Source organism: Streptomyces sp. NBC_01515 (assembly GCF_045040345.1).
Lineage (GTDB): Bacteria > Actinomycetota > Actinomycetes > Streptomycetales > Streptomycetaceae > Streptomyces.
The window spans coordinates 3070123-3085829 of sequence record NZ_CP109416.1; the positions used below are offsets into that span (position 1 = coordinate 3070123).

Sequence of the window (15707 nt, forward strand, 5' to 3'; positions counted from 1 at the left end):
CTACTTGCGCATGACCTCGGGCTCGTGGCGGCGCAGGAAGCGGGCCACGAAGAAGCCGCAGATCACGCCGAGGACGATCAGGGCGGCCATGTCCATGCCCCAGGCGCCGACGGTGTGCTCCCACAGCGGGTCGGTGCTGTCGCCGGGCTTGGGCGGACTGATCTTGTTGAAGTCCAGCGTGGCGCCCGCGGCGCCGACCGCCCAGCGCGAGGGCATCAGGAACGAGAACTGGTTGACGCCGACCGCGCCGTTCAGGGTGAACAGGCAGCCGGTGAACACGACCTGGATGATCGCGAACATGACCAGCAGCGGCATGGTCTTCTCGGCCGTCTTCACCAGCGAGGAGATGATCAGGCCGAACATCATCGCGGTGAAGCCGAGACCCATGATCGGGATGCAGAGCTCGAACATGGTCTGGCTGCCGAGCACCAGGCCCTGCTTGGGGATCTCGCGGCTGGCGAAGCCGATGACACCGACCATCAGGCCCTGCAGCGCGGTGATCACGCCGAGCACGAACACCTTGGACATCAGGTACGCGGAACGGGACAGGCCGGTGGCGCGCTCCCGTTCGTAGATGACCCGTTCCTTGATCAGCTCACGGACGGAGTTGGCCGCACCGGCGAAGCACGCGCCGACCGCGAGGATCAGCAGGACCGTGGTGGCCGTGCCGTTCGGGATGGTGTTGCCGTTCGCCCGGGGCGGGTTGGGCAGCAGGCTGTTGCCCGAGTCGATGAGCAGGCTCACCGCGCCGAGGACGCCCGGCAGGATCACCATCAGCGCCAGGAAGCCCTTGTCGGAGGCGATCACCGAGACGTAGCGGCGCACCAGCGTGACGAACTGCGACATCCAGCCCTGCGGCTTCGGCGGCTTCATCGCCTGCATCGGCGGCATCTGTACGGACTGCGGTGCGATCGCGTCGATGTCCGCGGCGTACATCTGGTAGTGCTGCGAGCCCTTCCAGCGGCCCGCCCAGTCGTAGTCGCGGTAGTTCTCGAAGGCGGAGAAGACGTCGGCCCAGGTGTCGTAGCCGAAGAAGTTCAGCGCCTCCTCCGGCGGGCCGAAGTAGGCGACGGAGCCGCCCGGCGCCATCACCAACAGCTTGTCGCAGATCGCCAGTTCGGCCACGGAGTGGGTGACGACGAGGACCGTGCGGCCGTCGTCGGCGAGGCCGCGCAGCAGCTGCATGACATCGCGGTCCATGCCCGGGTCGAGGCCCGAGGTGGGCTCGTCCAGGAAGATCAGCGAGGGCTTGGTGAGGAGTTCCAGGGCCACCGAGACGCGCTTGCGCTGGCCGCCGGAGAGGGAGGTGATCTTCTTCTCTTTGTGGATGTCGAGCTTCAGCTCGCGCAGCACCTCGTCGATACGGGCCTCGCGCTCGGCGCCGGTGGTGTCGGCGGGGAAGCGCAGCTTGGCCGCGTACTTGAGGGCCTTCTTGACGGTCAGTTCCTTGTGCAGGATGTCGTCCTGCGGAACCAGACCGATGCGCTGGCGCAGCTCGGCGAACTGCTTGTAGAGGTTCCGGTTGTCGTAGAGGACGTCGCCCTGGTTGGCGGGCCGGTAGCCGGTGAGCGCCTTGAGCAGGGTCGACTTGCCGGAGCCCGACGGGCCGATGACCGCGATCAGCGACTTCTCCGGTACGCCGAAGGAGACGTCCTTGAGGATCTGCTTGCCGCCGTCGACCTCGACGGTCAAGTGCCGGGCGGAGAAGGAGACTTCACCGGTGTCGACGAACTCTTCGAGCCGGTCCCCGACCAGCCGGAACGTCGAGTGGCCGACGCCGACGATGTCGTTCGGGCCGAGCAGCGCGGAGCCGCCCTTGGTGATCGGCTGGCCGTTGACGTACGTGCCGTTGTGCGAGCCCAGGTCACGGATCTCGAAGCGGCCGTCGGGCGTCGCGTGGAACTCGGCGTGGTGGCGCGAGACTTGGAGGTCGGAGACCACCAACTCGTTCTCCAGCGCACGGCCGATGCGCATCACGCGCCCCAGCGAGAACTGGTGGAACGTGGTCGGGCTGCGGTCGCCGTAGACCGACGGCGCCCCCGCGCCGACGCCGGATCCCTGCTGCGGCGGAATGTTCGCGGCGGCCGGCGGCGGCTGATAACGCTGCTGCTCGGGCGTCTGCGCCGGGGCCTGCTGCGACGGTGCCTGCTGCGCCCAGCCGGGGCCCGCTCCCTGTGCGGCGTACGGCTGTTGCTGCGGCTGGGCCTGCGGAGTCGCTACGGCGGCCGCGGCGCCGGAGAGGTTCAGGCGCGGGCCGTCGGTCGCGTTGCCCAGGTACACGGACGAGCCCGGGCCGATCTCCATCTGATGGATGCGCTGGCCCTGCACGAACGTGCCGTTGGTGCTGCCGTGGTCGTCGATGACCCAACTCCGGCCGCCCCAGCTGATCGTGGCGTGCCGCCAGGAGACCCTGGCGTCGTCGACCACGACGTCCCCCTGCGGATCACGTCCGAGGGTGTAGGGCCTGGACGCGTCGAGCGTCCAGGTCCGTCCATTCAATTCCAGTACGAGTTCCGGCACTCCATGCCCCACTGAGTAGTCCCCCGAGTTACCCCCATCACAGGGAGTCTAGGGATGGCGAACATCGTCGGGAACTATTTCAGGCTGCACCCCCTGACCGAAAGTCGGGCCTTGTGAAGACCACGTCCATACGCTTCCGTCGGTTCCGTTGACGGGGTTGAAACCGGCCCGGAGAGTGGTAATCCACGCGAGGGGGACATGCGTGGTGTCCGCACCGCGCCGCGGATCGGGGGGTCTGCCATGAACTCGGCGACGAGCGTCAGGACGGCGAACTACGACACGAGGGTGCCCTGGATCGACGTCCTCCTGTCCGCGATCGCAGCGGTGAGCTGGGCCCTGATCGGCATGGCGGGCACGGCCGCGCTCGGCCTGCACCTGCTGGGCGCCGACGCGACGGGCTCGCTCGGCCCGATGACCGCGGCGGTGGTGGCCCTCGGAGCGGGCGGCTCGGTCACCCCGACCGGCGACGTGTCGGCTTTCGGCCTGACCGGCGCCCAGGCGACGACGGCGGTGACGATCACCCCGCTGGGCGTGAGCCTGGTGGGCGCTCTCCTCCTGTCGTACTTCTTCCTGCGATCCCTGCGGGCGGCCGGAGTTGTGATCGCCCCGGCCGAACTCCTCGCGCGCGCGGGCTCGGTGATCGCGCTCTTCGTGGCGATGCTGGGCGGGCTGGCCTGGGCGGGCCACGACGTCATCACGATCGACGGCAGCAAGCTGGGCCTGGACAAACTGACAGGCGGCGGTGGCGGCAACGGCGGCGGGCTGAACATCCCCGGCCTCGGCGACATCGGTGACATCGGCGGCCTGCTCCCGGGAAAGATCAGCGACCTGGTCAAGGCGAAGGCGGCGGTCGGCTTCACGGTCGACACCGCGCCGACGCTGCTGGGCGGCCTCGGCTGGTCGGCCGGCATCCTGCTGATCGCCCTGCTGGCATCCCGCCGAACTCCTTTGCCGCGCGGTTGGGAGGCCGTCCACCGCGTCGTACGCCCGGCCGCGTCCGCGCTCGTGGCGGTCCTGCTGGTCGCGGTGGCGGCGGGCCTCGCGGCGGCGGCGTACGCGGCGATCGGCGACGACCACCCGAAGCGCATCGCCGGCGCGGCCCTGCTGGGCGCCCCCAACGGGGTTTGGCTCGGCATCCCGATCGGCCTCTTCGTCCCCTGGGACGGCAGGGCGACGGGCGAACTCGCGAAGCTCCTCCCCCACCCCCTGGACCAACTCCTCAGCGTGAAGTCCAACCAGCCTGTGACCTTGGGGCGACTGGCCGAACTGGACGGCCGGGTTTGGCTGTTGGGGGTCGCGGCGGCGTTGATGATGCTGCTGGCGGGGGTGTTGACGGCGGTACGGACGCCCTGGGGAGCGGGGGCGGGGGGTGGCTCCGATCATGGTGGTACGGGGGGTCGCGGGAGTGCTCTCGGTTTCGCCGGGCGGTGTGCTGTACGGCTCGGGGTCGTCACCGCACTGACGTTGCCGCTGCTGGCCTGGCTGACGGACGTGTCGGTGGACGCGTCACTGTCGGTACTGGGCTTCGACGCGTTCGGCGCGGGGATCGAGCTGCACGGGCACCTGGGCATGGCGTTGGTGCTGGGTGCGGTGTGGGGGGCGGGCGCGGGCGGTGTCGGGGGGTTGCTCGCGTATGCGACGGGGGCTGCGGGGAGGCACGCTTCGGGGTTGGCACGGGGTGACTTGGGGGTGACGCCGGGGTCGGGGTCAGGGACCGGTTCAGGGTCAGGGACGGGTTCAGGGTCGGGGTCGGGGTCGGGGTCGGGGTCGGGGTCGGGGTCGGGGTCGGGGTCGGGGTCGGGGACAGGGACAGGGACAGGGTCGGATGCCTGGGCGTCGGGGCAGCCGGGTTATCCGGAGCATGCGCAGGCTGCGGGGGGTGCGGGAGACGCAGGGCGTCCGGAGACTGCTGGGGACTCGGGGCCCTACGCGCCGAGTTCGCCTTACCGGGCGCCGAATCCTGCGACCAACCCGTATCTGCAACTGCCGGATGAGCTACGGCAACCGGAGGACCGTAGGCCGGCGCCGCCTGGTGGGGCTTGGCCTGGCGGGAAGTCGCCGGGGCAGGGGGGTGCGGCGGGGGCCAGGGGGTCGGGGTCTGGTAGGGCGGGGTCGGGTGGTTCTGGGCCGGGTGGTTCACGGGCAGGCGGTGCAGGGCCGGGTGCTTCCGGGACTGGCGGTGCAGGGCCGGGTGGTGGGGCTCGGTCCCGTGGGCCTGGGTGGCCGCCGGACGCGGGGGCGCCTCAGGGAGGTGGTCGGCCGCCTGGCGGAGGTCCGCGGGCTTCAAATGCCGCGCAGCCACCGGGAGATGCGGGACCAGATGTTGGGCCCCGACCCCGCGGACCGGCCCGGCCACCGGACGCCGGATCACCGACGCAGGCCGCATGGCCGCCAAGTGCGCGGTCGCCGCAGGAAGGTGGTCGGCCGCCGAGCGGAGGCTCACGGCCCGGCGATGCCCCTCAACCTCCGGGAAACGCAGGGCAGTTCGGGGCCGGTCCCGCACCCGGAGCCGTAGGGCCCGGTGGAGTTGGCCCGTACTCCGGGAGCTCGCAGCCGGGCGGAGCTGTCCCGCCGGACGACGGCACTCGTCCCTACCGCGACCCGCAGGCACCCGGCATCCCTTCGCCGCCCGCCGACATGTACGGCGCTCCGACCATGGCCCAGTCCTACGAGCCGCCGTCGCGGCCGCCTCGGCGTCGGCCCGGGTCGCGTTCGCGGGACTGGCCGGAGGACGACTCGGATGGTGGGCAGCAACCTCCTCCGCCCCCGCCAGCAGCGCCGCCACCCCCAGGGAAGCCCAAGGGTCGGCGGTGATCCACGTCCACGTCGGGTGAGCCCTCTTCGGTGCCCGGCGGACCTGCCCGGCGTCGGATGAGCCGGGGCCGGGGGGCGACGCGGGCCAGAGTGCGGGTGGCGGCGTCGCCATGGGCCAACGGCTCCATATCCGGCGCGCCACCCGTCCGGACGTATCCCTCGCATCCGGCCCCGCACCAGTCCCCCCTCACTCAATGACCAGCCAATTCCCGAGCGGTGGCCACACTCGCCACGATCACATCAACACACCTTCCGACCGCCCATCAGCCCACTTGCGACCAACCCGGGCCCACTCCCGACCACCGTCCCGCCCCTCCGTGATCGCCCCGTAAGGTTCGCGCCACCGACCCGACACCCACTGTTCCGTGTCCGCTAGGCGGACCTCTGCGGCATAAGGCACTCCGTGCCGGATACGGTGGGTGCATCATGAGCGCTTCGCAGACCTCTGACGTCCCCACTCTCCTCGTCAAGATCTTCGGCAAGGACAGGCCGGGTATCACGGCCGGACTCTTCGACACCCTCGCCGCCTACTCCGTCGACGTGGTCGACATCGAGCAGGTCGTCACGCGTGGCCGGATGGTGCTGTGCGCACTCGTGACCCCGCCGCCCGCCGGGCTCGAAGGGGATCTGCGGGCCACCGTGCACAGCTGGGCCGAGTCGATGAAGATGCAGGCCGAGATCATCTCCGGCCTCGGCGACAACCGGCCGCGCGGGCTCGGGCGTTCGCTGGTGACCGTGCTCGGCCACCCCCTCACCGCGGAGTCCACCGCCGCGATCGCCGCCCGCATCACCAAGGCCGGCGGCAACATCGACCGTATCTTCCGGCTCGCCAAGTACCCCGTGACAGCAGTGGAGTTCGCGGTGTCCGGCGTGGAGACCGAGCCCCTGCGCACCGCCCTCGTCACCCACGCGGCGACGTTCGGCGTCGACATCGCCGTCGTGGCGGCGGGGCTGCACCGGCGGGCCCAGCGGCTCGTCGTCATGGACGTCGATTCCACGCTCATCCAGGACGAGGTCATCGAACTCTTCGCCGCGCACGCCGGCTGCGAGGACGAGGTCGCCGAGGTCACCGCCGCCGCGATGCGCGGGGAACTGGACTTCGAGCAGTCGCTGCACGCACGCGTGGCACTGCTGGAAGGGTTGGACGCCTCGGTCGTCGACAAGGTGCGCAGCGAGGTGCGCCTGACGCCGGGGGCGCGCACGCTCATCCGTACGCTCAAGCGGCTCGGCTACCAAGTCGGCGTCGTATCAGGCGGGTTCACCCAGGTCACCGACGACCTCAAGGACCGGCTCGGGCTCGACTTCGCCCAGGCCAACACCCTGGAGATCGTCGACGGCAAGCTGACCGGCAGGGTCACCGGCGAGATCGTCGACCGCGCGGGCAAGGCACGGCTCCTGCGCCGCTTCGCCGCCGAGGCGGGCGTACCGCTCGCGCAGACCGTGGCGATCGGCGACGGCGCCAACGACCTGGACATGCTCAACGCGGCCGGTCTCGGTGTCGCCTTCAACGCGAAGCCTGTCGTACGGCAGGCCGCGCACACCGCGGTGAACGTGCCGTTCCTCGACACCGTGCTGTATCTGCTGGGCGTCACCCGCGAAGAGGTCGAGGCCGCGGACACGCACGACGAGGACTGATCCCGGACGACTTTCCATACCGACGACTTTCCATACCTTCGGGGCCCGGCACCGCGCGGTGCCGGGCCCCTTGTCGTGCACGGTCGGTTCCGATTGTCGTGCGCGGTCGGTTCGACTACTTGGACTTGGACACGTGGAACGTGGACTACTCCGACGGCGCCCAGTAGTCGTCCAGCGTCGCCACACCCGGCTCCAGCGCCTTCCAGGATCCGGTGAAGGACAGCACGGCGAAACCGGCCGCCGCGAACCCACGCTGCTTCAGCCATTCGCGAGCCTCGGCGCTGCCCGTACCGGTGTCCGCTTCGGCGTCCGCTCCACTGCCTGTGCCGGTCTCCGCGCCGGGGAGGATCTCGGCCAGACCCTGCACGCTCGGGTTGTGGCCCACGAGGATCACGTTCCGCGCGTCGTCCGGCGTCTCGTTCAGCACCGCGATCAGCTCGCCGGGAGAGGCTTCGTAGAGCCGTTCCTCGTAGACGGTTTTCGGCCGGTGCGCGAGTTCGTGGACGGCGAGCTTCCAGGTCTCCCGGGTCCGGACCGCGGTGGAGCAGAGGGCCAGATCGAAGGGGATGCCGGTGTCGGCCAGCCTGCTTCCGGCGGTGGCCGCGTCCAGGCGGCCCCGCTCAGCGAGCGGCCGCTCGTGATCGGTCACCTGGGGCCAGTCGGCTTTCGCATGCCGGAAGAGGACGATCCTGCGGGATTCTGCGACGCTCATGGGATCCAGCTTCGCATGAAACAGGCCATGGGGCGCAGGGAGTTGACGGGGCGGCTCCGCAGGTGCTCAGCGGGTGCTCAGCGGGCTATGAGCTGCTGCACGCGCTCGAACAAATGGGTGATCATCGGGTCCGAGGCCGCCGCTTGCGCGTCCGTCGGGTTGAGCATCATCACGAGCAGCACGACGAACGCGAGCGCCGGCAGGGCGAGGGCCCACCACGGCAGCCTGATGTCGACGCCGCCCGTGGTCGCCGGGTGGGGCCGGGTGTGCGTAGGGGCCGACATGGATGCCTCCGCTGGTCTCCGAGTGGTCCGCGATCCGCTTCTCGCGGTCACACCTCGAAGTTACGGAACGCGCGGCCCCCAACCCATCCGGAGATCCACCCACTTGACCCTGAGCCTCACCCCCTAGGGGATGGTGGGGACAACCCCACCATCGGCCCGCGAAGGTACTCACACGGTCACGGAAACGCGACCGTCAGGGCGACGCGATCGTCGCGATGATGGCGATCACGATGAAGATGGCGAAGAACGAGCCGAAGACGAGCAGCATCTTCTTCTGACCGTTCTGGGGGTTCGGGTCGAGCACTGGCATACGGCAAGTCTTACACCCTTCGTCCGCACCGGATCCGCCGGGGTGAGGTCCAGTGGGGTGAGGTCCAGTGGGGTGAGGTCGGCCGGGCCCCGGGCGGGCTCAGCGGGCCGCCTCGTCCTCCACCGTGCGGTTGCGGCCCGCGAGGACGCCCACGGCCATCTGCGGGATCATCAGCCCGGCCATGAGGGCGATCGGCAGCCCCCAGCCGCCGCTGTGCTGGTAGAGCACGCCGACCAGGAGCGGCCCCGGGATGGAGATCAGATACCCGGTGCTCTGCGCGAAGGCCGACAACTGGGCGACGCCCGCACCGGTCCTGGCCCGCATCCCAACCATCGTCAGGGCCAGCGGGAAGGAGCAGTTGGCGATGCCGAGCAGGACCGCCCAGACCCAGGCGCCGCCGGCCGGCGCGAGGTACAGGCCCGCGTATCCGGCGAGGCCGCAGACGCCGAGGGCGATCACGATCGGGCCCTGCCGGGGCAGCCGGGTGGCCACGCGCGGGATGACGAACGCCAGCGGCACACCCATCACCATGGTGACGGCCAGCAGCAGCCCGGCGGTGCCCGCGGAGACCCCCGCGTCCCGGAAGATCTGCGCCATCCACCCCATCGTGATGTACGCGGCGGTGGCCTGGAGCCCGAAGAACACGGCGAGCGCCCACGCGGTACGGCTGCGGGTGATCCGCAGCACCGGCCGCGCCTGCTCGGCCTCCCGCGCGCGGGCTCGCGTCGCCGTCGGAGTCCCGGGCGCGGGTGTCCCGTCGGCGCCGTCCCGCGCGCGGGAGCGCTGTTCCCCGGCTGCCTCCGGTCCGGAGGGCGCCTCCCGGTGTCGTACGAGAGCGATCCACGGCAGTACGGCCGCGGCGGCCAGGGCTGCCCACACGGCGAGGCCGGAGCGCCAACTGCCGCCCAGGGCATCGGTGATGGGGACGGTGACCGCGGCGGCGGAGGCCGTGCCGAGGGCCAGGGCCATCGAGTACAGGCCGGTCATCGAGCCGACCCGGTCCGGGAACCAGCGCTTGACGATCACCGGCATCAGGACGTTGCTGACCGCGATGCCCATGAGTGCGAGCGCGCTGCCGACCAGGAAGCCGGTCGTGCCGCCTATGTAGGGCCGTATGAGCAGGCCCGCGGTGATGAGGACCATGCCCGCGCAGACCACCGCGGCGGGGCCGAAGCGGCGGGCGAGGCGCGGGGCCATGACGCCGAAGACGGCGAAGCACAGCGGGGGTACGGAGGTGAGCAGTCCGGCGACGCTGCCGCTCATGCCGAGCCCGTCGCGGACCTCTTCGAGGAGGGCGCCGAGGCTGGTGATGGCGGGGCGGAGGTTCAGCGCGGCCAGCACGATACCGAGGACGAGCAGACGCGTCGTCCACGCGCGCGTGGACGCTTTCCCGGTCTGCTCCCCTGTCGGCGCCGGGGAGTCGCTCGCGGCGGAGCTGCCGACGTTGCCGCTGACGTTCGTCGTGGACTTCAGTGTCCGGGTTTCCTCGCTTGCCATGCTGCCCATCATAGAATGATGGGATGATTGGTTGTCCATCCCCGGGTGGCCCGCTCCCGCCCCGCCCATGCGAAGGTGTGCCATGCCCCTGAGCCATCCCCGTCGTTCGGCGCTGTCCGAGCAGGTCATCGCCTCACTGCGGAACCAGATCACCTCGGGCGAGTGGCCGGTCGGCTCCCGGATCCCGACCGAGCCGGAGCTGGTCGAGCAGCTCGGGGTCGCCCGCAACACGGTCCGCGAGGCCGTCCGCGCGCTCGCGCACAACGGCCTGCTGGACATCCGCCAGGGCTCCGGCACGTACGTCGTGGCGACGAGCGAGCTGGCCGGCGTGATGCACCGCCGCTTCGCGGACGCCGACCCCCGGCACATCGCCGAACTGCGCTCCACGCTGGAGTCGTCGGCGGCGCAGCTGGCGGCCGAGCGGCGCACCGAGAAGGACCTCAAGCAGCTGGACGCCCTCCTCGTACGCCGTGAGGAGGCCTGGGCATCGGGCGACACGGAGGCCTTCGTGACGGCCGACGCGACCCTGCACATGGCCGTGGTGGCGGCCTCGCACAACGACGTCATGACGGCGATGTACGCCGACCTGGGCGAGGTGCTGCGGGACTGGCTGCGCGCGGACGTCGGCGAGGCGCTGACTCCGGAGACGTACATGGATCACACGCGGCTGGTGGACGCGATCCGCACGGGTGACGCGCGGGCGGCCGCGGTGGAGGCGGCCGGCTATCCGTTCGTGTGCCGCCCGGGGAGGCTCAGCTCGCCCGCTTCTGGTGGCTGACCCACACCGCGCGGACGTCCTCCCAGCAGCGGCCGGTGAGCCGTACGGTCTGTGCCGGTCCGGCGTCGGTCGCGATGCCGTCGCTGTCGATGTCCCACCAGCGGTCGCACTCGATGTGCAGGCTGACGCGGTCGGTCCGGGGGTACGGGTTGTGGCAGTACGCGATCACTTGCGAGCCGTGGACGGCGGTGCGGCAGTCGGCGCCGAACAGCTGGGGTGGGGCCGGTTTTCGGGCCTCCACGCGTGCGTGGGGCGTCGCCTCGTACGCCAGGGAGATGACGAGCGCGACGGCGACGGTCACTGAGGCCAGGCTGCGGGACAGACGCACAAGGGAAACCTCCTCGGCAGTGCTGGGGAGGGAATCGCGTGGTGAACGCGTAATCCAGAGTGCGCGGTTGTGCCCTGCCCCCGCCCGGCCGGAGGGGCCGAACGGGTGACGCCCCGCTCCCCGCGCGGTGCGGGAAACGGGGCGTCGACGCCGTAGGAGAGGCCGGGCCGGGAGGTCAGGCTCCGATGGCGTGCAGGCCGCCGTCCACGTGGACGATCTCGCCGGTGGTCTTCGGGAACCAGTCGCTCAGGAGGGCGACGATGGCCTTGCCGGCCGGCTCCGGGTCGTTGAGGTCCCACTCCAGGGGGGAGCGGTTGTCCCACACGGAGGCCAGCTCGCTGAAGCCGGGGATGGACTTGGCGGCCATCGAGCCGAGCGGGCCCGCGGAGACGAGGTTGCAGCGGATGTTCTGCTTGCCCAGATCGCGGGCGAGGTAGCGGCTGGTGGCCTCCAGGGCGGCCTTGGCCGGGCCCATCCAGTCGTACTGCGGCCACGCGAAGGACGCGTCGAAGGTGAGGCCGACGACCGAGCCGCCGTTCTGCATCAGCGGCAGGCAGGCCGTGGTCAGCGACTTCAGGGAGAACGCCGAGACGTGCATCGCCGTGGCGACCGACGCGAACGGCGTGTTGAGGAAGTTGCCGCCGAGCGCGTCCGGCGGCGCGAACCCGATGGAGTGCACGACACCGTCCAGGCCGCCCAGCTCCTCGCCCACGATGTCGGCAAGGCGCGCCAGGTGCTCGTCGTTGGTGACGTCGAGCTCGATGACCTTGGTGGGCTTGGGGAGCTTCTTGGCGATGCGCTCGGTCAGCGTGGGCCGCGGGAACGCGGTCAGGATGATCTCGGCGCCCTGCTCCTGGGCCTGCTTGGCGGCGTGGAAGGCGATGGAGGACTCCAGCAGCACACCGGAGATCAGGACGCGCTTGCCCTCGAGAATTCCGCTCATGGTGATCAGTGACCCATTCCCAGTCCGCCGTCTACGGGGATGACGGCTCCAGTGATGTACGAGGCGTCGTCCGAGGCCAGGAACCGCACCGTCGCGGCGACCTCCTCGGGCTGCGCGTAACGGCCGAGCGGCACCTGCTTGACGATGCCCTCACGCTGCTCGTCGGTGAGCACCTTGGTCATGTCGGTGTCGACGAAGCCGGGCGCGACGACGTTGAAGGTGATGTTCCGCGAGCCCAGCTCACGGGCGAGGGAGCGCGCGAAGCCGACGAGGGCGGCCTTGGAGGCGGCGTAGTTCGACTGGCCGGGGCCGCCCATCAGGCCGACGACCGACGAGATCAGCACGACGCGGCCCTTCTTGGCGCGCAGCATCGCGCGGTTGGCGCGCTTGACGACGCGGAAGGTGCCGGTGAGGTTCGTGTCGATGACCGAGGTGAAGTCGTCCTCGGACATGCGCATCAGGAGCTGGTCCTTGGTGACGCCGGCGTTGGCGATCAGGACCTCGACCGGGCCGTGCTCGGCCTCGATCTCCTTGTAGGCCTGCTCCACCTGCTCGGAGTCGGTGATGTCGCACTTCACGGCCAGGCAGCCCAATTCCAGCAAGGCGGCCGGCGGCTCTCCCGAGCGGTAGGTGAAGGCGACCTTGTCGCCGGCGTCGGCGAACGCACGGGCGATGGCGAGGCCGATGCCCCGGTTGCCTCCGGTGACGAGAACCGAGCGGCTCAACGGATCACCCTTTCGATAGCGGTCCTGCACGCCTGCCCGGTACACCTGGTCGACAGGCGGCTTTATCGAAAACCTATCGGTCCGCCCCGTCCGGCGGACAATCGGGCACCGACAGTGGCTTACGGGACTCGCTGTCGGGTCCCTACAGAAAGTGCCGACGCAGCGCGGAAACGTGTGGTCCCCGCACCCGCTCGCGCGACATGATCGGACCCGACAGGCCACGACAGCAGGGAGACCTCCGTGCCCCATTCCATCGACGAAGCCTTCACGGCACTTCCGCTACGCGCCCTGGCCGACGCCGCGCTGGCACGCGCGCGTGCGCTCGGTGCCGAGCACGCGGACTTCCGGTTCGAGCGGGTGCGCAGCGCGTCCTGGCGGCTGCGGGACGCCCGGCCCGCCGGTACGTCGGACACCACCGACCTCGGGTACGCGGTGCGGGTCGTGCACGGCGGCACCTGGGGGTTCGCGTCGGGCGTGGACCTGAGCATGGACGCCGCCGCCAAGGTCGCCTCGCAGGCGGTGGCGATGGCGAAGCTCTCCGCCCAGGTGATCAAGGCGGCCGGGTCCGATGAGCGGGTCGAGCTGGCCGCCGAGCCCGTGCACGAGGAGCGGACGTGGATCTCGTCGTACGAGATCGATCCCTTCTCGGTGCCCGACGAGGAGAAGGCGGGGCTGCTGGCGGACTGGAGCGCCCGGCTGCTCGCGGCGGACGGCGTCAACCACGTGGACGCGTCGCTGCTCACCGTGCACGAGAACAAGTTCTACGCCGACACCGCCGGGACGGTGACCACCCAGCAACGCGTGCGGCTGCACCCGCAGTTGAACGCGGTGTCGGTCGACGAGTCGAGCGGTGAGTTCGACTCCATGCGCACCATCGCGCCGCCCGTGGGGCGCGGCTGGGAGTACCTGACGGGCACCGGCTGGGACTGGGACGAGGAGCTGGCGCGGATCCCCGAGCTGCTCGCGGAGAAGATGCGGGCACCGAGCGTCGAGGCGGGCCTGTACGACCTCGTCGTCGACCCGTCCAACCTGTGGCTGACGATCCACGAGTCCATCGGCCACGCCACCGAACTGGACCGCGCGCTCGGCTACGAGGCCGCCTACGCAGGCACGTCCTTCGCCACCTTCGACAAGCTCAACAAACTGAAGTACGGCTCCGAGCGGATGAACGTCACCGGCGACCGCACCGCCGAGCACGGCCTCGCGACCATCGGCTACGACGACGAGGGCGTCGAGGGCCAGTCCTGGGACCTCGTCAAGGACGGCACCCTGGTCGGCTACCAACTCGACCGCCGCATCGCCAGGTTGACCGGCTTCGAGCGTTCCAACGGCTGCGCGTACGCCGACTCCCCCGGGCATGTGCCGGTGCAGCGCATGGCCAACGTGTCGCTCCAGCCGGACCCGGCGGGGCTGTCCACGGAGGATCTGATCGGCGGGGTCGACCGCGGGATCTACGTGGTCGGCGACCGGTCGTGGTCGATCGACATGCAGCGCTACAACTTCCAGTTCACCGGGCAGCGGTTCTTCAGGATCGAGAACGGGCGGATCACCGGGCAGCTGCGGGACGTCGCCTACCAGGCGACGACCACCGACTTCTGGGGGTCCATGGCGGCCGTCGGCGGTCCGCAGACCTACGTCCTGGGCGGCGCCTTCAACTGCGGCAAGGCCCAGCCGGGCCAGGTCGCCTCGGTCTCGCACGGCTGCCCGTCGGCCCTCTTCACGGGCGTCAACATCCTCAACACCACGCAGGAGGCCGGTCGATGAGTCCTCGTACGAACAAGCCGCACGAGATCGTCGAGCGCGCCCTCGCACTGTCGCGGGCCGACGGCTGTGTCGTCATCGCCGACGAGCAGTCGACCGCCAACCTCCGCTGGGCGGGCAACGCGCTGACCACGAACGGCGTCACGCGCGGGCGCACGCTCACCGTCATCGCGACCGTCGACGGCAAGGAGGGCACGGCCTCGGGGGTCGTGTCCCGGTCCGCCGTCACCCCGGAGGAGCTGGAGCCGCTGGTGCGGGCCGCCGAGGCCGCCGCGCGCGGTGCCGCGGCCGCCGAGGACGCGCAGCCGCTGGTCACGGGCGTGGCGCAGTCCCCCGACTTCACGGACGGCCCCGCCGAGACCTCGTCCAGTGTGTTCGCCGACTTCGCCCCCGCGCTCGGCGAATCGTTCGCACGCGCGCGTGCGGGCGGTCGCGAGCTGTACGGCTTCGCCAACCACGAGCTGGTCACCAGCTACCTGGGCACGTCGACGGGCCTGCGCCTGCGCCACGACCAGCCCAACGGCACACTGGAGCTGAACGCCAAGTCCCCGGACCGCACGCGCTCGGCCTGGGCCGGCCGCTCGACCCGGGACTTCAAGGACGTCGACCCGGCGGCGCTGGACGCCGAGTTGGCCGTACGGCTGGGCTGGGCGGAGCGGAGGATCCCGCTGCCCGCGGGCCGCTACGAGACGCTGCTGCCGCCGACCGCGGTCGCGGACCTGCTGATCTACCAGATGTGGTCGGCGTCGGGCCGGGACGCGGTCGAGGGCCGCACGGTGTTCTCCAAGCCCGGCGGCGGCACCCGTGTCGGCGAGAAGCTCACCGAACTTCCGCTGTCGCTGCGCAGCGACCCGAACGAACCGGGCCTGGAATCCGCCCCGTTCGTGCTCGCGCACACCTCCGGGGGCGACCAGTCGGTGTTCGACAACGGGCTGCCGCTGACCGCCACCGACTGGGTGCGAGAGGGTGAGTTGCAGCACCTGCTGACCAGTCGGCACAGCGCGGGACTGACCGGGCTGCCGGTGGCGCCGTCGATCGACAACCTGATCCTGAGCGGGGGCGAGGACCGCTCCCTGGAGGAGATGGTCGCGAACACCGCGCGCGGGCTGCTGCTGACCTGCCTCTGGTACATCCGCGAGGTCGACCCGGCGACGCTGCTGCTGACCGGGCTGACCCGGGACGGCGTCTACCTCGTCGAGAACGGCGAGGTGGTGGGCGAGGTGAACAACTTCCGGTTCAACGAGTCGCCGGTGGATCTGCTGGGCCGGGCCACCGAGGCGGGGCGGACGGAGAAGACGCTGCCGAGGGAATGGAGCGACTGGTTCACCAGGGCCGCGATGCCCGCGCTGCGGGTGCCGGACTTCAATATGAGCTCTGTCAGTCAGGGCGTATAACCTCGT

General features: G+C 70.7%; 12 protein-coding genes and 1 pseudogene. 5 read left to right on the plus strand and 8 right to left on the minus strand.

Annotated features, from left to right (window positions below):
• Positions 1-2520, minus strand: coding sequence for an FHA domain-containing protein (locus OG407_RS13560; RefSeq protein WP_405857978.1), 2520 nt, complete (start codon positions 2518-2520; stop codon positions 1-3).
• A gap of 240 nt (positions 2521-2760) precedes the next feature.
• Between OG407_RS13560 and OG407_RS13565 the strand changes: the two are divergent.
• Together OG407_RS13565 and serB are read left to right on the plus strand one after the other, a co-directional pair.
• Positions 2761-4443, plus strand: a pseudogene (locus OG407_RS13565) (streptophobe family protein); the annotation flags it as partial.
• A gap of 1317 nt (positions 4444-5760) precedes the next feature.
• Positions 5761-6969 (plus strand): phosphoserine phosphatase SerB, encoded by a 1209-nt coding sequence (gene serB / locus OG407_RS13570; RefSeq protein WP_403601693.1) that lies wholly within the window; start codon positions 5761-5763, stop codon positions 6967-6969.
• Between the two features lie 145 nt (positions 6970-7114).
• Here the strand turns inward: serB and OG407_RS13575 are convergent, their stop codons facing one another.
• From OG407_RS13575 to OG407_RS13590, 4 genes are all read right to left on the minus strand, one after another.
• A complete protein-coding gene (locus OG407_RS13575; RefSeq protein ID WP_405857980.1) occupies positions 7115-7681 on the minus strand; it encodes a SixA phosphatase family protein in 567 nt (188 codons plus the stop codon).
• A gap of 77 nt (positions 7682-7758) precedes the next feature.
• Entirely contained in the window at positions 7759-7965 is a 207-nt protein-coding gene (locus OG407_RS13580; protein WP_019067400.1) for a hypothetical protein, read from the minus strand.
• Positions 7966-8158: 193 nt separating this feature from the next.
• On the minus strand, positions 8159-8275 hold the full coding sequence (locus OG407_RS13585) for an SGM_5486 family transporter-associated protein (protein WP_088245544.1): 117 nt from the start codon (positions 8273-8275) through the stop codon (positions 8159-8161).
• Between the two features lie 99 nt (positions 8276-8374).
• Complete coding sequence (locus OG407_RS13590; RefSeq protein WP_405857982.1) at positions 8375-9772, minus strand: CynX/NimT family MFS transporter; 1398 nt, start codon at positions 9770-9772, stop codon at positions 8375-8377.
• Between the two features lie 82 nt (positions 9773-9854).
• Here OG407_RS13590 and OG407_RS13595 point away from each other — a divergent pair, with 82 nt between their 5' ends.
• Positions 9855-10550: a FadR/GntR family transcriptional regulator gene (locus OG407_RS13595; RefSeq protein WP_405857984.1), complete on the plus strand. Its 696-nt coding sequence runs from the start codon at positions 9855-9857 to the stop codon at positions 10548-10550.
• Here the strand turns inward: OG407_RS13595 and OG407_RS13600 are convergent.
• The 3 genes from OG407_RS13600 to fabG form a co-directional block, all read right to left on the minus strand.
• A complete protein-coding gene (locus tag OG407_RS13600; RefSeq protein WP_405857986.1) occupies positions 10525-10878 on the minus strand; it encodes a hypothetical protein in 354 nt (117 codons plus the stop codon). The genes OG407_RS13595 and OG407_RS13600 overlap by 26 nt on opposite strands.
• Positions 10879-11053: 175 nt before the next feature.
• A complete protein-coding gene (gene fabI, locus OG407_RS13605) occupies positions 11054-11821 on the minus strand; it encodes an enoyl-ACP reductase FabI (RefSeq protein ID WP_365309025.1) in 768 nt (255 codons plus the stop codon).
• Between the two features lie 5 nt (positions 11822-11826).
• Positions 11827-12546, minus strand: coding sequence for a 3-oxoacyl-[acyl-carrier-protein] reductase (fabG, locus tag OG407_RS13610; RefSeq protein WP_405857988.1), 720 nt, complete (start codon positions 12544-12546; stop codon positions 11827-11829).
• Between the two features lie 240 nt (positions 12547-12786).
• On the opposite strand from fabG, the gene OG407_RS13615 reads away from it, so the two are divergent.
• Together OG407_RS13615 and OG407_RS13620 are read left to right on the plus strand one after the other, a co-directional pair.
• On the plus strand, positions 12787-14310 hold the full coding sequence (locus OG407_RS13615; RefSeq protein ID WP_403601677.1) for a TldD/PmbA family protein: 1524 nt from the start codon (positions 12787-12789) through the stop codon (positions 14308-14310).
• Entirely contained in the window at positions 14307-15701 is a 1395-nt protein-coding gene (locus OG407_RS13620; protein ID WP_405857990.1) for a metallopeptidase TldD-related protein, read from the plus strand. The genes OG407_RS13615 and OG407_RS13620 overlap by 4 nt, the downstream gene beginning before the upstream one ends.
• Positions 15702-15707 lie beyond the last annotated feature (6 nt).

Excerpts from the sequence above, each read along its gene's own strand:
- serB (WP_403601693.1), top strand. The coding sequence starts at position 5,761 with ATGAGCGCTTCGCAGACCTCTGACGTCCCCACTCTCCTCGTCAAGATC.
- OG407_RS13575 (WP_405857980.1), bottom strand. The coding sequence starts at position 7,681 with ATGAGCGTCGCAGAATCCCGCAGGATCGTCCTCTTCCGGCATGCGAAA.
- OG407_RS13580 (WP_019067400.1), bottom strand. The coding sequence starts at position 7,965 with ATGTCGGCCCCTACGCACACCCGGCCCCACCCGGCGACCACGGGCGGC.
- OG407_RS13585 (WP_088245544.1), bottom strand. The coding sequence starts at position 8,275 with ATGCCAGTGCTCGACCCGAACCCCCAGAACGGTCAGAAGAAGATGCTG.
- OG407_RS13590 (WP_405857982.1), bottom strand. The coding sequence starts at position 9,772 with ATGGCAAGCGAGGAAACCCGGACACTGAAGTCCACGACGAACGTCAGC.
- OG407_RS13595 (WP_405857984.1), top strand. The coding sequence starts at position 9,855 with ATGCCCCTGAGCCATCCCCGTCGTTCGGCGCTGTCCGAGCAGGTCATC.
- fabI (WP_365309025.1), bottom strand. The coding sequence starts at position 11,821 with ATGAGCGGAATTCTCGAGGGCAAGCGCGTCCTGATCTCCGGTGTGCTG.
- OG407_RS13620 (WP_405857990.1), top strand. The coding sequence starts at position 14,307 with ATGAGTCCTCGTACGAACAAGCCGCACGAGATCGTCGAGCGCGCCCTC.